This window comes from Corynebacterium sp. MSK006, from assembly GCF_030232385.1.
In the GTDB taxonomy this organism is placed as follows: domain Bacteria; phylum Actinomycetota; class Actinomycetes; order Mycobacteriales; family Mycobacteriaceae; genus Corynebacterium; species Corynebacterium frankenforstense_A.
The window spans coordinates 18,403-34,648 of record NZ_JASPJZ010000023.1 but is presented as its reverse complement, the minus strand read 5'-3'; the positions used below and the strand labels follow the sequence as shown (position 1 = coordinate 34,648).

Here is a 16,246-nt window from a genome sequence, read left to right as displayed (position 1 = left end):
CGGCGGAGTTCTGCCAGGCCGACCACGACACCGCCTGGGTGCGTGGCGGGTTGACCAACATCAACAATTTGACGCCGCTGTGCAGGTACCACAACGCCGCCAACGACGACGACCCTGACGGGCCGGTCCGTCACGGGCGGGTCGAGCGTGACAGGTTGGATGTCTTCCGGGTGTTGCCCGGTGGAAGGAAGCAGCGGGATGCCACGCCGACTCTGGCGCGTCGGATGGTGGCCGAGCACGCCGCCGGCCGCACCACCCGGGCCGCTTAAGCGGCCCGGCTCACCTGGGCTGGCCGGAAGCCCCGCGGACGCGCGGTAGTGCGTGGGAGATCCTCGCTGCTGCCGGCACGTCGCCGAATCACACAACCCGGCCCACTGGCCGGGCGATTCGGCATGCGCGAAACCGCAGACCGGCCGCACCGACGTGCCCCGACGCAACGCGCAAGGACGCCCCGCAGCCCAGGTGGCGGGGCGTCGGAAATTGAAGGCGGCTCAGCGCGCCAGGCGCGCGATGGCGTCGACCAACCCGGCCAACGCCTTGCCGCGGTGCGACAGCGCGTCCTTCTCCTCCGCACTCAGCTGCGCCGAGGAACGCGGCGCCGCAGCCCCGACGGCGTCCTCCTCCGCGGGCACGAAGAGCGGGTCGTAGCCGAACCCGTTCTCCCCGACCGGCTCACGCAGCAGCCGGCCCTCCCAGCGGCCCTCGGACAGCGTCTCCTCGCCGTCGGGGGTCACCAGCGCGCACACGGAGACGAAGGCGCAGCCACGGCGCTCGTCCGGGACGTCGCCCATCTGCGCCAGCAGCAGCGAGTTGTTCGCCGCGTCGTCACCGTGCCCGCCCGACCAGCGCGCCGAGAGCACACCCGGCATGCCGTTGAGCGCCTCGACGGCCAGGCCCGAGTCGTCGGCCACGGTGACCAGGCCCGTCGCCGCCGCGCCCGCGCGCGCCTTGATCAGCGCGTTGTCCGCGAACGTGCGGCCCGTCTCCACCGGCTCCGGGTAGGCCGGCGCATCGGCGAGCGGGACGAGCTCGACATGGTCGAGCCCCGCGGCGTCGAGAATCCGGCGCAGCTCCGCGAGCTTCTTGGGGTTGTTCGAGGCGACCAGCAGACGCATGCGCTCAGTCCTCGGCCAGCGCCGCGCGCTGCGCCTCGACCAGCTCACGGCAGCCCTTCTCCGCGACGGTGAGGAACAGCCCCAGCTGCTCGCGGGTGAAGGTGCCGTTCTCGCCGGTGCCCTGGATCTCGACGAACTGGCCCTCGGAGTTCATCACCACGTTCATGTCGACCTCGGCGCGGGAGTCCTCCTCGTAGGGCAGGTCCAGGCAGACGTGGCCCTCGATCAGGCCCACGGACACGGCCACGACCGGCTCCTTGAGCGGGTTGCCCGGTACCACGCCGCGGCCCTTGAGCTCCTTGATCGCGTCGGCCAGCGCCACGTAGGCGCCCGTGATCGACGCGGTGCGGGTGCCGCCGTCGGCCTGCAGCACGTCGCAGTCGATCTGGATGGTGTTCTCGCCGAGCTCGGACAGGTCCACCGCGGCGCGCAGGGAACGGCCGATCAGGCGCGAGATCTCCTGGGTGCGGCCCTTGAGCTTGCCCTTGACGGACTCGCGCGGCATGCGCTCGTTGCTGGCGGCCGGCAGCATCGCGTACTCGGCGGTCAGCCAGCCCTCGCCGGAGTCCTTCTTGAAGCGCGGCACGCGCTCCTCCACCGACGCGGTGCACATCACGCGCGTCTCGCCGAACTCGACGAGCACGCTGCCGGCCGGGTTCGAGGTGAAGTTGCGGGTGATGCGCACCGGGCGCATCTCGTCCTGGGCGCGCCCGTCGGCGCGGCGGTAGCTCTGCGTGAAACTCATGCGCCCAGGCTACCGCGCCGGGGCGGCTCAGACGGTGTAGACGGTGCCGGGGTCGCCGAACTCGACGGGCCCGCCGAACTCCTCGGCCGCCGCCGCCACGGTGGCCTGCTTGTCCACCCACGGCGGCACGTGGATGATCACCAGGTGCTTCGCCCCGGCCAGGCGCGCGGCACGTCCGGCCTCGGCGCCGTTCATGTGCATGCCGGGCACGTCGTCGCCGGAGTCGGTGCCCCAGTTGGCCTCGCACAGGAACAGGTCGACGTCGCGGGCGGCCTCGACGAGCTGGTCGTTGTAGGCGGTGTCGCCGGAGTAGGCCAAGGTCGCGCCCGTGGTGTGCTCCTCGACGCGCAACGCGTAGGCCTCGACGGGGTGGACCATCGGGTAGGGCGTGACGGTCACACGGTCGACGATCTCGGGCTGGTGGGCGCGCCACGGCGTGAACGCGAAGGTGTCCGAGAGGTCGTCGACGCCGTCAGGCTGGTCGTCGGAGGACAGCCGCCCGAAGAAGACGGGCGCGGGCTTCGGCGCGTAGAGCAGGCTGCGCGCGACCGCCGGCGCGTCCGGGTGGAAGCGGCGCCAGACCATCAGCGAGGGGAAGTCGAGGCAGTGGTCGGCGTGCAGGTGCGAGAACAGCACGTGCACGCTGGCCGGGTCGATGAACCGCTGCAGCCGGGCCAGGGTGCCGGGGCCCAGGTCGAGGACCACCCCCGGGGCGTTGTCGACCTCGAGGAGGTAGCCGGAGGCGGGGTTGTCGGGAGCGGCCAGACTGCCCGAGCTTCCTAGGATGGTCAACCTCATGCACTCAACAGTGCCACGCCCGGCAAAATATTTCGAACGCCTCGCCCCGCCGGGATCAGCTCCAGGCGATGTCGGTCTCGCGGACCTGCGCCAGCTCGGGGCCGAGGAAGCGGTGCGCGAGCGCGGCGAAGGTGCGGGGGTCGCCGGTGGACTCGAAGGTGCGCGTGGGCGGCCCGTCGACCTCGGGGTCGCGGAAGAGGTCGTGTTCGGCGAGGGCGCGCAGGGTGTCCTTGGCGGCCTCCTCGGCGGACGAGACGAGCGTGACGTTGTCGCCGACGGCGAGCTGGATGACGCCGGAGAGCAGCGGGTAGTGCGTGCAGCCGAGGACGAGCGTGTCGACTCCGGCGGCCTGCAGCGGCGCGAGGTAGCCCTCGGCCACCCCGAGGATCTGGCGCCCGGAGGTCACGCCGCGTTCGACGAAGTCGACGAAGGCGGGGCAGGCGGCGGCGGTGACCTCGATGCCGGGGGTGACGGAGAAGAGGTCCTGGTAGGCGCCGGAGGTGATGGTGCCGCGGGTGCCGATCACGCCGATCTTGCCGTTGCGCGTGGTGGCCACGGCACGCCGCACGGCGGGCCGGATGACCTCGATGACGGGGACGTCGTAGCGTTCGCGGGCGTCGTGCAGGAACGCCGAGGAGGCGGTGTTGCAGGCGATGACGAGCGCCTTGCAGCCGCGGCCGACGAGTTCGTCGGCGATGTCGGCGGCGAGCCGGCGTACCTCGGCGATGGGGCGCGGGCCGTAGGGGGCGTGCGCGGTGTCGCCGATGTAGGCCACGGATTCGTTGGGCAGCTGGTCGACGATTGTGCGCGCCACGGTCAGCCCGCCGAGGCCGGAGTCGAAGATGCCGATGGGTGCGCTGGTGTCCTTCACGTCCCCCGATCCTATCGCGGGTGTTCAATTGCCGACGTCGCGCCCGTCGCCGCCGGTGCGTTTGTTGCGCGGTTGCGTGGGGGCGCGCGAACGCCCCGGCGCCCGGGCGGCCGCGCCGTTACGATCGGGGGTGTGAACGCGTCGAACCGCACCTCCGCCCCTGACCCGGCCCGCGTGCAGGTGGGTGCCTCCGACCTGGAGGTCTTCCCCCTGAACCTGGGCGGCAACACCTTCGGCTGGACCGCCGACAAGGCCACGAGCTTCGAGATCCTGGACGCCTACCGCGAGGCGGGCGGCAACTTCGTCGACACCGCCGACGTCTACTCCCGGTGGGGCGAGGGCCTCTCGGGCGGCGAGAGCGAGCAGGTCATCGGCGCCTGGCTCGCCGAGCGCGGCTGCGCCGACGAGGTCGTGGTGGCCACGAAGGTGGGCAAGCTGCCGCCGAATGACACGGTCACGGCCGCGGCGGTGACCGCCGGCTGCGAGGACTCGCTGCGCCGGCTGGGCCTGGAGACGATCCCGCTGTACTACCTGCACGCCGACGACCCGCAGGTGCCCGTCGAGGACCAGGTGGAGGCGATGGCCGGGCTCGTCGAGGCGGGCAAGATCCGCCACGTGGGCCTGTCGAACTACCCGGCGGACCGGATGCGGGAGTTCTTCCGGGTCTCCCGGGGCACCCCGGCGTTCCCGGTGGCGGTGCAGCCGCACTACAACCTGCTGCACCGCGCGGAGTACGAGACGCAGCTGCGCCCGGTCGTCGAGCAGTACCGCCCCGGGGTCTTCCCCTACTTCGCGCTGGCCTCCGGCGTGCTGACGGGCAAGTACCGCAGCGCGGCGGACGTGGCGGGCACGGCGCGCTCGCGGTTCACCGAGGGCACGGTGACCCCGGAGGCGCTGCGCGTGGTCGCGCGCCTGGAGCAGGTCGCCGCGATGCACGATGTCGAGGTGCCCACCGTGGCGCTGGCCTGGCTGCGGGCGAAGGGCGCGACGGCGCCGATCGCCTCGGTGTCCGGGACCGGTCAGCTCGACGCCCTGGTGGCGGTGGCCGGCCTGCAGCTCAGCCCGGCGGAGGTCACCTCGCTGGACGCGGTCAGCGACCCCTACGCCTGACCCGCCGCGTTCAGAACCGGCTGGACCAGCCGGGGTCACCCTGCTGGCCCGTGCCGAAGTTGCCGGCGGGCCCGAAGCCCTGCTGACCGGTGCCGGAACCGCCGCCGTACCCGCGTCCGAGGCCGCGGCCGGACGAGGCGCGCGGGGCCTTGTTCTTCGGCGGGTCGTCGGAGGTAATGATCATCCCGGCGAGCACGCCACCGATCGCGCCGAAGAGGTGCGCCTGCCAGGACATCCCCGGGGTGCCGGGCAGCACGCCCCACAAGAGGCCCGAGTACGAGATGAACAGCACCACCCCGAGCGCGATCTGGCCCAGCGAGCGGTTGAAGATGCCGCGGATGAGCAGGTAGATCAGCCATCCGTAGACCAGCATCGAGGCGCCGATGTGGTTGGTGCCCACCCCGCCGAAGAACCAGGTGCCGGCCCCGCCGACGACCACGACGAAGGCCGTGACCTCCCAGAAGGCCCGCCTGCCCGACAGCCCGACGAGGAAGGCGAAGATCGCCCCGGGCACGGAGTTCGACGTCAGGTGCGAGAAGTCCGCGTGCAGCACCGGGGCCGTGGCGATGTGCCACAGGCTCGACGGGTCGAGCGGGTGGATGCCCAGCGCGACCAGGTTGCCGCCGAAGAGGAACACGTTGACCAGGTGCACCGCCCAGAGGACCACGAGGTATCCGACGGCGCAGGCCAGACCCGTGCGCAGGTTCGCCGGCGCCCGCCTCACAGCAGCTCCTCGTAGGCGGTGACCGGCAGCTCGTCGCCGGGCGCCGCGTTGGCGACGGCGTCGACGATCGCGGCCGCCACCGCCTCCGCCCCGGCCTCGCCGATGCGCGCCAGCGCCACCGGATCAGAGGTGCCGGCTGCATGCTCAGACGAGTGCTGCACACCGGTTCCTGCGGCTGCGACAGGGGCGGTGGAGAGGGCGAAGAGGGTGTCGCCGTCCAGCGGCGAGTGCGCCGGGCGCACCGCCCGGGCGATGCCGTCGTGGGCGACCATGGCCACCCGGCGCGCCTGCGCCTTGGTCAGCGGCGCGTCCGTTGCGACCACGCCGATCGTCGTGTTCAGCGAACCGTCCGGCGCGTGCAGCAGCGCCATGCGGGCCGGGTCCACCGGCGCGCGGTCCTCGTCCGCCCAGAACCGGCCCGTCATCGGGTCGACGACCTCGCCGACCGGGTTGGCCACCACCGCGGCGGCCACCGTGTGCTCCCCGACGGTCACGGCCGCCTGGCCGAAACCGCCGCGCAGCCGCCCGGCGCTCGCCCCGCAGCCGGCGCCCACGCTGCCGCGGGCGTCGGAGTGGTTGTCCACGCTGTCGGCCAGCGCGGCCCGCCCGTCCGCCGGGGACGGGAAGTGGTCGGCCGAGCCGACCGCCAGATCGAAGATCACGGCCGCGGGAACGATCGGCACCCGCGCGGGGTGCCCCTCCCCCAACGGTGCGAAGCCGACCTGCTGCTCCGCCAGGGCGCGCATCACCCCGTCCGCCGCGGCCAGCCCGAAGGCCGAACCGCCGCTGAGCACGACCGCGTGGACGCGCTCGACGGTGTTCTCCGGCGCCAGCAGATCGGTCTCACGGGTGCCGGGCCCGCCGCCGCGCACGTCGACGGAGGCGACGGCGCCGGCAGGGTCGGTCACCCGCACCACGGTGACCCCGGTGTCACCGAGACTTGCATGCCCGACGGCGAGACCCGGGACGTCGACAATCGAACCGGTCATCTCACTCCCCCGTCACGGCCGTCAGGAGGGACTCCTGGTTGTAGGCCAGCCACTCGACGAGGCGCTCCGCCTCGACCGTGGCCGCCTCACCGGGCACGACCTCCGTTCCCTCCAGCCCCGAGCCGGCCAACCCGTTGCCCGCGGCGACGTAGAGGCGGATGTCGTTGAGCGCGGCGATCCAGGCGCGCACCTCGGCCTCGTCGAGGGTGACGTCCACCCCGCCGTCCGGACCCAGCGCCGCCGTGACCGCCTGCAGGTTCTCCAGCTTCGCACGCGTGATGTCGTTCTCGTGCAGCGAGCGCAGCAGCTGGTTGTCGCCGTCGAACTCCTCGTCGCCCTCGCGGGCGAAGTTCGGCAGCAGCCGGGCCAGGCCCGGGTCCTGCGGCGGCTCGCGGTGACCCGACGGCATCCCCGTCATCTCCGCCAGCTCGTCCTTCGGCGCCGAGCGCACGCGCTCCATCAGCGCCTCGCCGAGCGTGGAGGTCAGGTTGCCCAGCACCTCACGTTCCATCGGGTCGAAGACCGTGTGGTAGCGCGGGGCGCGCATGAGCCCCTTCTTCCTGCGCCAGTCCTGCATGTCTGCTGCTCTGCCTTCCTCGCGCCTCAGCCGGCCTGCTGCATCGTCGCCCACAGGCCGGCGACCTGGAGCTTCTTCACGTCGCCCTCGACCTTGTCGCGCTCCCCGGAGGAGACGACGGCCCGGCCCTCGGTGTGCACCTGCATCATCAGTTCCGTGGCGCGCTTGCGTCCGTAGCCCAGCACCGTCTGGAACACGTAGGTCACGTAGCTCATCAGGTTGACCGGGTCGTCCCAGACGATGCACATCCAGGGCAGGTTCTCCGAGGTGGCGACGTCGACCTCGATCTCCTCGTCCACCTCGGGGGTGGCCATGGGTGAACCCATCAGTGTCTCCCGGTATCGCATCGACGGCCGTTCCATGTCCCACAGCCTAGTCATGCCCGGCGGCCCGGGGCAGCGTCACGCGGGCCGGGTAGCATCAGGCCTGCAACCCCGCCCCGAGCCAGGAGGAGAAGACGATGCCCCAGAACAACGGCGGCCGGTACCCCGACGCCTGGGGCGGCGGCCCGCAGCAGCCGCAGCGGCCGCAGCAGGTCTTCCCCGGGCAGGGCGGGTACCCCGGCGGGTACCAGCAGCCGCCGCAGCCGCCGCAGCCCGAGGAGGGCCCCTCGCGCGGCCGCCGCGCCGGCGTCGCCGTGCTCATCGCCGTCGCCGTGCTCGCCCTGATCGGCCTCGGCGCCGCCCTCGCTCTGCTGCGCCCCTGGAAGAGCGACGACACCGACACCTCCGCCGCCGGGCAGGCGGAACTGAGCACCGTCGGCACCACGACGCACGGGGCGCCGAGCACCGCGGCGTCGTCAAGCAAGAGCCCGAGCACCAGCACACGGGCGACGGGCACGCCGGAGGGCATGTCCCGCACCGGCTTCGACGGCGGCATGAGCTGCCGGGGCGGCGACCGGTGGGTCTACGCCGCGCAGGCGCCGGCCGGGCAGGTGCTCATCTGCGACGGCGGCTCCGGGCTGTACTACCTGGACAACTTCGGGCAGGGCCCCTGGCGCACCGAGGTCACGCGGCACTCCGGCGACGACCACTTCGAGATGACCACGCGCGCGACCACCATCTACATCGACGGCGACCGCCTCTGGGTCGACTCCGAGGGCCAGATCACCCGCACCGACGACTTCTACGAGGTGCATACCGCCGACTGACCGGCCGGCGCGTTCCGGCGCAAAAAGGGTTGACAGGTTCCTGGGCGAGGTCACGGGTACTAGGGTGGGGTCATGGCTGAGCCGAACAACTCCTCCCTCCCGACCAACCGCTCCACCTCGCTGCTCACCGACATGTATGAGCTGACGATGCTGGAGGCCGCCCTCGGGGACGGGACCGCACACCGCCAGGCGACCTTCGAGGTCTTCGCCCGCAAACTGCCCAATGAGCGCCGCTACGGCGTGGTCGCCGGCATCCCCAGGGTGCTCGAGGCCGTGCGCGACTTCTACTTCACCGAGGAGCAGCTGGCCACGCTCGACTTCCTCAGCGACGAGACCGTCGACTTCCTGCGCAACTTCCGCTTCAGCGGCCAGATCGACGGCTTCCGCGAGGGCGAGCTGTACTTCCCGTACTCGCCGATCCTGACCGTGCGCGGCACCTTCGCCGAGTGCGTGCTGCTCGAGACCGTCGTGCTGTCGATCCTCAACGCCGACTCCGCCGTGGCGACCGCCGCCGCGCGCATGGTCACCGCCGCCGACGGCCGCCCCATCATGGAGATGGGCTCGCGCCGCACCCACGAGTACGCCGCCGTGACCGCCTCGCGCGCCGCCTACCTCGCCGGCTTCGACTCCACGTCGAACCTCGAGGCCGCGCACCGCTACGGCATCCCCGCCGCGGGCACCTCCGCCCACGCCTGGACGCTGCTGCACGTCGACGAGGACGGCCGCCCCGACGAGGCCGGCGCCTTCCGCTCGCAGATCGACTCGCTGGGCGTGGACACGGTGCTGCTCGTGGACACCTACGACGTCGCGCAGGGTGTGCGCACCGCCATCGAGGTCGCCGGCACCGGGCTGGGCGGCGTGCGCATCGACTCCGGCGATCTGGGCTCGATGACGCGGCGGGTGCGCCGGCAGCTCGACGAGCTCGGCGCCTACAACACGAAGGTCGTCGTCTCCTCGGACCTCGACGAGTTCTCCATCGCCGGCCTGCGCGGCGACCCCGTCGACTCCTTCGGCGTGGGCACCTCCGTGGTCACCGGCTCCGGCTCGCCGACGATGGGCATGGTCTACAAGCTCGTGGAGGTCGACGGCCACCCGGTGGCCAAGCGCTCCCGCGGCAAGGCCATGACCGGCGGCACCAAGCGCGCGCTGCGCACCTACCGCTCCACCGGCACCGCCATCGAGGAGATCGTGGTGCCCTTCGACGCCGAGGACCCGGAGGTCGGCGACGCCGACGCCCGCGAGCTGACCGTGCCGCTGATGCGCGACGGCGAGATCGTGCCCGGCCAGCCGACGCTGCAGGAGTCGCGCGACTACCTCGCCGACCAGCTGGTGACCCTGCCGTGGGAGGGCCTGGCGCTCTCGCGCGACGAGCCGGCCGTCACGGTGCGCTTCGTCGGCTTCCCGGAGACGGCGCGGGAGTGATCCACCGCTAGACTCGGGGTCCATGTCCGACGACGCTGACGTAACCGAGCTGCCCTCCACCGCCTCGCTTCTCGACGCCGCGGTGGTCGCCCTGGGCGGTTCCCGCCGCGCCGGCCAGGCGCGCATGGCGGAGGCGGTCACCGGTGCCATCGACGCCGAGCGCCACCTCGCCGTGCAGGCCGGCACCGGCACCGGCAAGTCGCTGGCGTACCTGGTGCCGGCGATCCGGCACGCCCAGGCCACCGGCACCACCGTCGTCGTCTCCACGGCCACCATCGCGCTGCAGCGCCAGCTGGTGGGCCGGGACCTGCCGCGGCTGGCCGACGCGCTCGAGGGGATGCTGCCGCACCGGCCGACGTTCGCGATCCAGAAGGGCCGGGGCAACTACCTGTGCCTGAACAAGATCGCCGCTGCCGACGCCCCCGAGGACGAGGCTCTGCTGGACGAGGCCGACGTCGGGTGGCTGGGCCGGCAGGTCACGCGGGTGCGCGACTGGGCGCAGGAGACCGAGTCCGGCGACCGCGACGACCTCGAGCCGGGCGTGCCGGACAAGGTGTGGCGCACCGTGTCGGTCAGTTCGCGGGAGTGCCTGGGGAGCAACCGCTGCCCGCACGGGGAGGGCTGCTTCGCGGAGCTGGCGCGTGCCCGCACGGCCGACGTCGACGTGGTGGTGACCAACCACGCGCTGCTGGCCATCGACGCGCTCTCGGACGCGGCGGTGCTGCCCGAGCACGACGTCGTGATCGTCGACGAGGCCCACGAGCTCGACGGGCGGATCACGTCGGTGGCCACCGAGCAGATCACGGGCACCGCGCTCAAGCAGGCGGCCACACGCGCCGGCAAGCTGAAGGCGCGCGGCGACACCGAGCTGGTCGAGGCCGCCGAGGCGTGGGCCGACCACGCCGTCACGCTCGGCGACGGGCGCTGGACCAGCGTCGACGACCACACCCGCACGCTGCTGGTGGGGCTGCGCGACGCCGTGTGGGAGCTGCGCGGCCACGTCGCCGACGCGCCACAGGGCGAGGCGAGCGACGACCCCGAGCACCACGCCGAGCGGATGAACCTGTCGAACCACCTGATGGAGCTGCACGACGCGCTGGTGCGGATCCTGACCGTCTTCGAGGTCGAGGACCCCACCGAGCAGGACGACGTGGTCTGGCTGGCCGTCGACGAGCGCCGCGGGGCGGCGTTGACCGTGGCGCCGCTGTCGGTGGCCGAGCTGCTGGCCGGTCGCCTGTTCGCGGAGAACACGGTGGTGCTGACCTCGGCGACGCTGGCGCTGGGCGGGCGCTTCGACGCGATGGCCGCGACCTGGGGGCTGGCCAAGGGCGCCTGGGACAGCCTGGACGTGGGCACGCCGTTCGACCCGCGGCGCTCGGCGATCCTCTACGTGGCCAAGAGCCTGCCGCTGCCTGGGCGGGCGGGGCTGGAGGAGCCCGTTCTCGACGAGATCCACGACCTCATCCTCGCCGCCGGCGGCCGCACGCTCGGGCTGTTCTCCTCGAAGCGGGCCGCCCGGCAGGCCGCCGAGGCGCTGCGCCCGCGGCTGCCCTTCGACGTGCTGCTGCAGGGTGACGACGCCACCGGCGCGCTCGTCGACCGCTTCGCCGCCGACGAGCACACGTGCCTGTTCGGCACCCTGACGCTGTGGCAGGGCGTGGACGTGCCGGGGCCGTCGTGCTCGCAGGTCATCATCGACCGCATCCCCTTCCCCCGCCCCGACGACCCCCTGCTGCAGGCGCGCAAGGAGGCCGCGGACGCCGCCGGGCGCAACGGGTTCATGGAGGTCGCCGCGACCCACGCGGCGCTGCTGCTCGCCCAGGGCACCGGCCGGCTGCTGCGCTCGGTGACCGACCGCGGGGTGGTCTCGGTGCTCGACCCGCGCCTGGTGACCAAGCGCTATGGGTCCTTCCTGCGCGCCTCGATCCCCCGCTACTGGGAGACCACCGACGGGCAGGTCGCCCGCGGGGCGCTCAAGCGCCTCGTCACCGGCGCCGAGAAGTAGGCGCTCCCCCACCGGGGCCAAAGGCCGAAACCTCCACACCGAGCTCTGGCGTGGACTCCCGCACGACGCGGCGGCGTCACTCCAGCCGCCCTCCCCTGCGCCCCTTCACAGCGCGCCGGAGCTGCCCTACGGAGCGTCCCGCCGACCGCGGGTGCTTCGGATCAGCGGCGCGGTGGGAGGGCCACCGCGGTGGCCGAGCCCGGGGCGACCTCGGTGAAGCCGGCGTCGCGGACCACGACGGCCCCGGCACGCGCCGCCGCACGGGCGAACTCGGCGGCCGGCACCTCGCGCACCGCCAGCGGGAAGCCCGCCGCCGCCCACGCCACGGCAGCGTCGGTGTCCATCGCCGCGGCCAGCAGCATCGAGGCGTGGCCGACCTGGGCGGCGTCCTTGCCCGTGCTCATCGCCAGCGCCTCGTCGACGAGGATGAGCGCGGCGTCCTCCGGGACCTCGCCCGGCTCATCGGCCTCGAGGTCCGTGCCGCGGATCTGCAGCTTCGACACGGCGTGCGGCACCTCGGAGACGGCCGACGGCACGAACGCACGCGCCGACGCGCCGTTCTGCGTCACCGTCACCCCGGGCAGCGCCTGCACGTCGCGCCACGCCTTGTTGCGCGCCCGGCGGGCCACCTTGCGGATGCGGTGGCCGTACCAGGCCGCCAGCCTCTCGCGCCACGGCCCGTCCTGCCCCGCGCGCGGGTCCAGGCAGACCGCCACCGCCGCACGCGCGGCCGCCTCCAGCAGGTCCGTGCGCGCCGGCGGGTCCTGCTTCGGGATCTCCAGGGCGATCTGCATCGCCTGGACCGTCTCCGGGCGCGACGGGTCCTCGTCCCGGTCGGCAGGGTCGGCGCTCACCGACGCCTGCAGGAACTGGTGCGCGACGCGCACCAGCGCGACGTCGTCAAGCGGGGGTGTCAACGCTCCAGCGCCACCTTGCGGAAGGTGCCCTCCTCCAGGTCGGAGGAGTCGACCTCCTCACGCGGCACGCCCAGGATGTAGAGGACCTCGTCGAGGAAAGGGTGGTTGACGGAGGTGTCGGCGACCTCGCGCAGAGCCGGCTTGGCGTTGAAGGCGATGCCCAGGCCGGCGGCGGAGAGCATGTCGATGTCGTTGGCGCCGTCGCCGACCGCGACGGTCTGGTGCATCTGCAGGCCCTCGGCCTCGGCGAAGGAGCGCAGGAAGTTCGCCTTCGCGGCGCGGTCGACGACGTCGCCGAGCACGCGGCCGGTCAGCTTGCCGTCCTCGATCTCCAGGGTGTTGGCGCGCACGTAGTCGAGCTCGAGCTCCTCGGCCAGGCCCTCGAGCACGCGGGTGAAGCCGCCCGAGACGACCGCCACGGAGTAGCCCATCTTCTTCAGGGTCCGGATCGTCGTGCGTGCGCCCGGGGTCAACTCGATGGCGGCGGCTGTCTCGTCGAGCACGGAAACGTCCAGGCCCTTGAGCGTGGCGACGCGCTCGCGCAACGACTCCTCGAAGTCGAGCTCGCCGCGCATGGCACGGGCGGTGACCTCGGCGACCTCGGACTCCTTGCCGGCGTGGGCGGCCAGCATCTCGATGACCTCGCCGGTGATCAGGGTGGAGTCGCAGTCGAAGCAGACCAGGCGCTTGGAACGGCGCAGCAGGCCGGCGCGCTCGATGGCGATGTCGACGCCGAGTTCCGCGGTGCGCTCGGCAAGAGCCTTGCGCAGCGCCGCGCCGCCGCCCGGCTCCGGGCTGGCGATCGTGATGCGCAGCTCCAGGCCGGTGACCGGGTAGTCGGCCACGCCGCGGATGCGGTCGATGTTCGCGCCGTAGTCCGCCAGGGTCTGGCCGACCGCGGAGACGTCGCGGGCCGTGACCGGGTTGCCCAGGATCACGACGACGTGGGTGGAACGCGGGCGGCCCACCGCCGGCTGGTCCGGCAGCTCGACCGTGACGTGCTGGTCGTGGGCACGCAGGGTCGTCTCCAGGCCGTCGCGGAGCACGTCGGTGCGCTCGGGGGCGACGCCGACGAAGGCGGCCAGCTGGAGGCGGCCGCGGAACTCGGACTGCTCGACGTCGAGTAGCTGGACCTCGTGGGCGGAGAGCACGCGGAAGAACGCGGCGGAGACGCCTGGGCGGTCCGGCCCGGAGACCGTGATGACCGCGGGGGTCAGCCCGTCCTGGAGCTCGACGCGGTACTCGGTGGGGTTGTCGTGGTTGTCGGTCACGGTGGTGAAGCTTCCTTGTCCTTGGCGGCTGGAACGAGGGGGTTGTCTGGAGGTTGGGCGAGCCCGGGGTCGCGTGGGCCGGCCCGGAACGCAAAAAGTTCGGACCCCGCCCCGTCGCCCGCGGTGCGGGCGGGAGGGGGAGGTCCGAGCTTTCAGTCAGGAGATGTGCGCTCCATGGTCGCTACGGGGTGGCCGTCAGTGGCTCCCGGTGTGGGCCTCGCGGCGCATGCGCTCAACCATGTGCGGGTAGTGCAGCTCGAAGGCCGGGCGCTCCGAGCGGATGCGCGGCATCGAGGTGAAGTTGTGGCGCGGCGGCGGGCAGGAGGTGGCCCACTCGAGGGAGTTGCCGTAGCCCCACGGGTCATCGACGGTGACGACCTCGCCGTAGCGCCAGGACTTGAAGACGTTCCAGATGAACGGCAGGACCGACAGCCCCAGCAGGAAGGAGAAGATCGTGGAGACCTGGTTCAGAGCGGTGAAGCCGTCGGAGTCCAGGTAGTCCGCGTAACGACGCGGCATGCCCATGTTGCCCAGCCAGTGCTGGACCATGAAGGTGCCCTGGAAGCCGACGAAGGTCAGCCAGAAGTGGATCTTGCCCAGACGCTCGTCCAGCATGCGGCCCGTCATCTTCGGGAACCAGAAGTAGATGCCGGAGAAGGAGGCGAACACCAGCGTGCCGAACAGCGTGTAGTGGAAGTGCGCGATCAGGAAGTAGGAGTCCGCCAGGTGGAAGTCCAGCGGCGGGGAGGCCAGCATGATGCCGGTCAGACCACCGAAGAGGAAGGTCGCCATGAAGCCCACGGCGAAGATCATCGGGGTCTCCCAGGTGATGTGGCCCTTCCACATGGTGCCGGTCCAGTTGAAGAACTTCACGCCGGTCGGCACGGAGATCAGGAAGGTCATGAACGAGAAGAACGGCAGCAGGATCGCGCCGGTGACGAACATGTGGTGCGCCCACACGGCCATCGACAGGGCGCCGATGGACAGGGTGGCGAAGACCAGGCCGACGTAGCCGAACATCGGCTTACGGCTGAAGACCGGGATGACCTCGGAGATGATGCCGAAGAACGGCAGCGCGAGAACGTAGACCTCCGGGTGGCCGAAGAACCAGAACAGGTGCTGCCACAGGATGGAGCCACCGTTGCCCGGGTCGTAGATGTGGCCGCCGAGCTTGCGGTCGTAGAGGATGCCGAGGGCCGCGGCCAGCAGCAGCGGGAAGATCAGCAGCGCGATGACGGAGGCCACCAGAATGTTCCAGGTGAAGACCGGCATGCGGAACATGGTCATGCCGGGGGCACGCAGGCACAGGATGGTGGTCAGCATGTTGATCGCCGAGGCGACGGTACCGATACCGGTGGCACCGACGCCGACGATCCAGAAGTCAGCGCCCACACCCGGGGTGTGGATGGAGTCGGACAGCGGCGAGTACATCGTCCAGCCGAAGTCGGCGGCACCACCGGGGGTGATGAAGCCGAGCAGCATGGCGACGACGCCGAGCTGGGTGACCCAGAAACCGAACGAGTTCAGACGCGGGAAGGCCACGTCCGGCGCGCCGATCTGCAGCGGCAGCACGTAGTTGGCGAAGCCCCAGACGATCGGGGTTCCGAACGCCAGCAGCATCACCGTGCCGTGCATGGTGAACAGCTGGTTGAACTGCTCGTTGGACAGGAACTGCAGGCCGGGGCTGAACAGCTCCGCACGGATGATCAGCGCCATCAGGCCACCGACGAAGAACCAGATCATCGACATGATGATGTACATGATGCCGAGCTGCTTGTGGTCGGTGGTCGTCAGCAGCATCCAGAACTTGGAGCCCTTGCGGGCGTTGCCCGTGGGCTCCGGGCGCGCCGGCGCGACATACGTTTCGCGCCGTGGTGCCACAGCAGTCATAAATTCCTCCTGACTATAAGCGACCCCGGATCGGGGTCGCCGCAAGTGTTACACGCATAATCCTAAGCCAGTTCCCGGGGTCGATGCCAGACACGACGAGGCCTCCGGGCCCGCTGCGGAGGGACCTCCGTGAAGGGTGTCGGCGCAGGTTCCGGGGCATCCGGGAGCCCCGCGCGCAGGATTCAATCAGAGACTTCAGCGTTGTCCCAGCGTCACGGGCCGCCTCGGCGGCCTCCCGGCGGCGGCCCGGCCCGACGTCCCCCGCGTGCCGCGCCCGGCCCGCTCCGGAGGCGGATCGCCGCCGCCCCCGAAATGCGGCAATTCGGTTACCCCCTGGGTGGCTTATCCAAAAGGTGTAGGCGGCGTGTCGTCCGGACGCTCCCCCACTCCGGCAAGGCGCCGCCGGCCGCCGGAGCGCCCCGGCAGTCACGAGCATAACGTCCGCCCCGGCAGTCACGGCGCGATTGCTTGCCGACGCCCACGTCGGCGCGTGGCGCGGACGGCGCGGGTGGCGCGGGTGGCGCGGGCGGTCGCCGGTTCCGCCCGGTGCGGGAGGCGCGCAGGCCCGGCGGCGCGGGTGGCGCGGACGGCGCGGGTGGCGCGCCGAGAGATGCAATAGATATAGGAGAGCATGAAAAATGCCCGGGCGTGGAGCCCGGGCC

15 protein-coding genes and 1 pseudogene are annotated in these 16,246 nt (G+C 72.0%); 5 read left to right on the top strand and 11 right to left on the bottom strand.

Annotation, left to right across the window (positions count from 1 at the left end; all coding sequences use genetic code 11):
- Positions 1–269, top strand: a pseudogene (locus QQA02_RS10950) (HNH endonuclease signature motif containing protein); the annotation flags it as partial.
- A gap of 222 nt (positions 270–491) precedes the next feature.
- Here QQA02_RS10950 and QQA02_RS10945 read toward each other — a convergent pair.
- Genes QQA02_RS10945 through murI form a run of 4 tightly spaced genes read right to left on the bottom strand, consistent with a single transcriptional unit; the run spans position 492 to position 3,529 of the window.
- On the bottom strand, positions 492–1,115 hold the full coding sequence (locus tag QQA02_RS10945; protein WP_284864307.1) for a non-canonical purine NTP pyrophosphatase: 624 nt from the start codon (positions 1,113–1,115) through the stop codon (positions 492–494).
- A 4-nt stretch (positions 1,116–1,119) separates the two neighbouring features.
- Positions 1,120–1,860 (bottom strand): ribonuclease PH, encoded by a 741-nt coding sequence (gene rph, locus QQA02_RS10940; RefSeq protein ID WP_284775889.1) that lies wholly within the window; start codon positions 1,858–1,860, stop codon positions 1,120–1,122.
- A 27-nt stretch (positions 1,861–1,887) separates the two neighbouring features.
- Positions 1,888–2,658, bottom strand: coding sequence for an MBL fold metallo-hydrolase (locus tag QQA02_RS10935; RefSeq protein ID WP_284775890.1), 771 nt, complete (start codon positions 2,656–2,658; stop codon positions 1,888–1,890).
- Between the two features lie 55 nt (positions 2,659–2,713).
- Positions 2,714–3,529 (bottom strand): glutamate racemase, encoded by an 816-nt coding sequence (gene murI, locus QQA02_RS10930; protein WP_284864306.1) that lies wholly within the window; start codon positions 3,527–3,529, stop codon positions 2,714–2,716.
- A gap of 132 nt (positions 3,530–3,661) precedes the next feature.
- Here murI and QQA02_RS10925 point away from each other — a divergent pair, with 132 nt between their 5' ends.
- Positions 3,662–4,639 carry an aldo/keto reductase gene (locus tag QQA02_RS10925; RefSeq protein ID WP_284775893.1) on the top strand — a complete coding sequence of 326 codons (978 nt, stop codon included), beginning with the start codon at positions 3,662–3,664 and terminating at the stop codon, positions 4,637–4,639.
- Positions 4,640–4,649: 10 nt separating this feature from the next.
- On the opposite strand, the gene QQA02_RS10920 is transcribed toward QQA02_RS10925, so the two are convergent.
- From QQA02_RS10920 to clpS, 4 genes are read right to left on the bottom strand one after another with little or no spacing between them, the layout of a single operon-like run.
- A complete protein-coding gene (locus QQA02_RS10920) occupies positions 4,650–5,363 on the bottom strand; it encodes a rhomboid family intramembrane serine protease (RefSeq protein WP_284864305.1) in 714 nt (237 codons plus the stop codon).
- A complete protein-coding gene (locus QQA02_RS10915; protein ID WP_284864304.1) occupies positions 5,360–6,352 on the bottom strand; it encodes a P1 family peptidase in 993 nt (330 codons plus the stop codon). The genes QQA02_RS10920 and QQA02_RS10915 overlap by 4 nt, the downstream gene beginning before the upstream one ends.
- 1 nt (position 6,353) lies before the next feature.
- Positions 6,354–6,929 (bottom strand): DUF2017 domain-containing protein, encoded by a 576-nt coding sequence (locus tag QQA02_RS10910; protein WP_284864303.1) that lies wholly within the window; start codon positions 6,927–6,929, stop codon positions 6,354–6,356.
- Positions 6,930–6,955: 26 nt separating this feature from the next.
- Positions 6,956–7,255 (bottom strand): ATP-dependent Clp protease adapter ClpS, encoded by a 300-nt coding sequence (clpS, locus tag QQA02_RS10905; RefSeq protein ID WP_075664460.1) that lies wholly within the window; start codon positions 7,253–7,255, stop codon positions 6,956–6,958.
- Positions 7,256–7,389: 134 nt separating this feature from the next.
- On the opposite strand from clpS, the gene QQA02_RS10900 reads away from it, so the two are divergent.
- The 3 genes from QQA02_RS10900 (at position 7,390) to QQA02_RS10890 (ending at position 11,506) form a co-directional block, all read left to right on the top strand.
- Positions 7,390–8,079: a hypothetical protein gene (locus QQA02_RS10900; RefSeq protein ID WP_284864302.1), complete on the top strand. Its 690-nt coding sequence runs from the start codon at positions 7,390–7,392 to the stop codon at positions 8,077–8,079.
- 72 nt (positions 8,080–8,151) lie between these two features.
- Complete coding sequence (locus QQA02_RS10895; protein WP_284775901.1) at positions 8,152–9,501, top strand: nicotinate phosphoribosyltransferase; 1,350 nt, start codon at positions 8,152–8,154, stop codon at positions 9,499–9,501.
- A 22-nt stretch (positions 9,502–9,523) separates the two neighbouring features.
- The gene (locus QQA02_RS10890) at positions 9,524–11,506 is read left to right on the top strand and encodes an ATP-dependent DNA helicase (protein WP_284864301.1); all 1,983 of its coding nucleotides are present in this window, start codon (positions 9,524–9,526) and stop codon (positions 11,504–11,506) included.
- Positions 11,507–11,667: 161 nt separating this feature from the next.
- On the opposite strand, the gene QQA02_RS10885 is transcribed toward QQA02_RS10890, so the two are convergent.
- The 3 genes from QQA02_RS10885 to ctaD form a co-directional block, all read right to left on the bottom strand.
- Positions 11,668–12,423, bottom strand: a complete 756-nt coding sequence (locus tag QQA02_RS10885; protein ID WP_423777802.1) for a peptidyl-tRNA hydrolase — start codon at positions 12,421–12,423, stop codon at positions 11,668–11,670.
- Positions 12,420–13,694, bottom strand: coding sequence for a phosphoserine phosphatase SerB (gene serB / locus QQA02_RS10880; RefSeq protein WP_284775904.1), 1,275 nt, complete (start codon positions 13,692–13,694; stop codon positions 12,420–12,422). The genes QQA02_RS10885 and serB overlap by 4 nt, the downstream gene beginning before the upstream one ends.
- Before the next feature lie 195 nt (positions 13,695–13,889).
- Positions 13,890–15,584, bottom strand: a complete 1,695-nt coding sequence (ctaD, locus tag QQA02_RS10875) for an aa3-type cytochrome oxidase subunit I (RefSeq protein ID WP_284864300.1) — start codon at positions 15,582–15,584, stop codon at positions 13,890–13,892.
- Positions 15,585–16,246 lie beyond the last annotated feature (662 nt).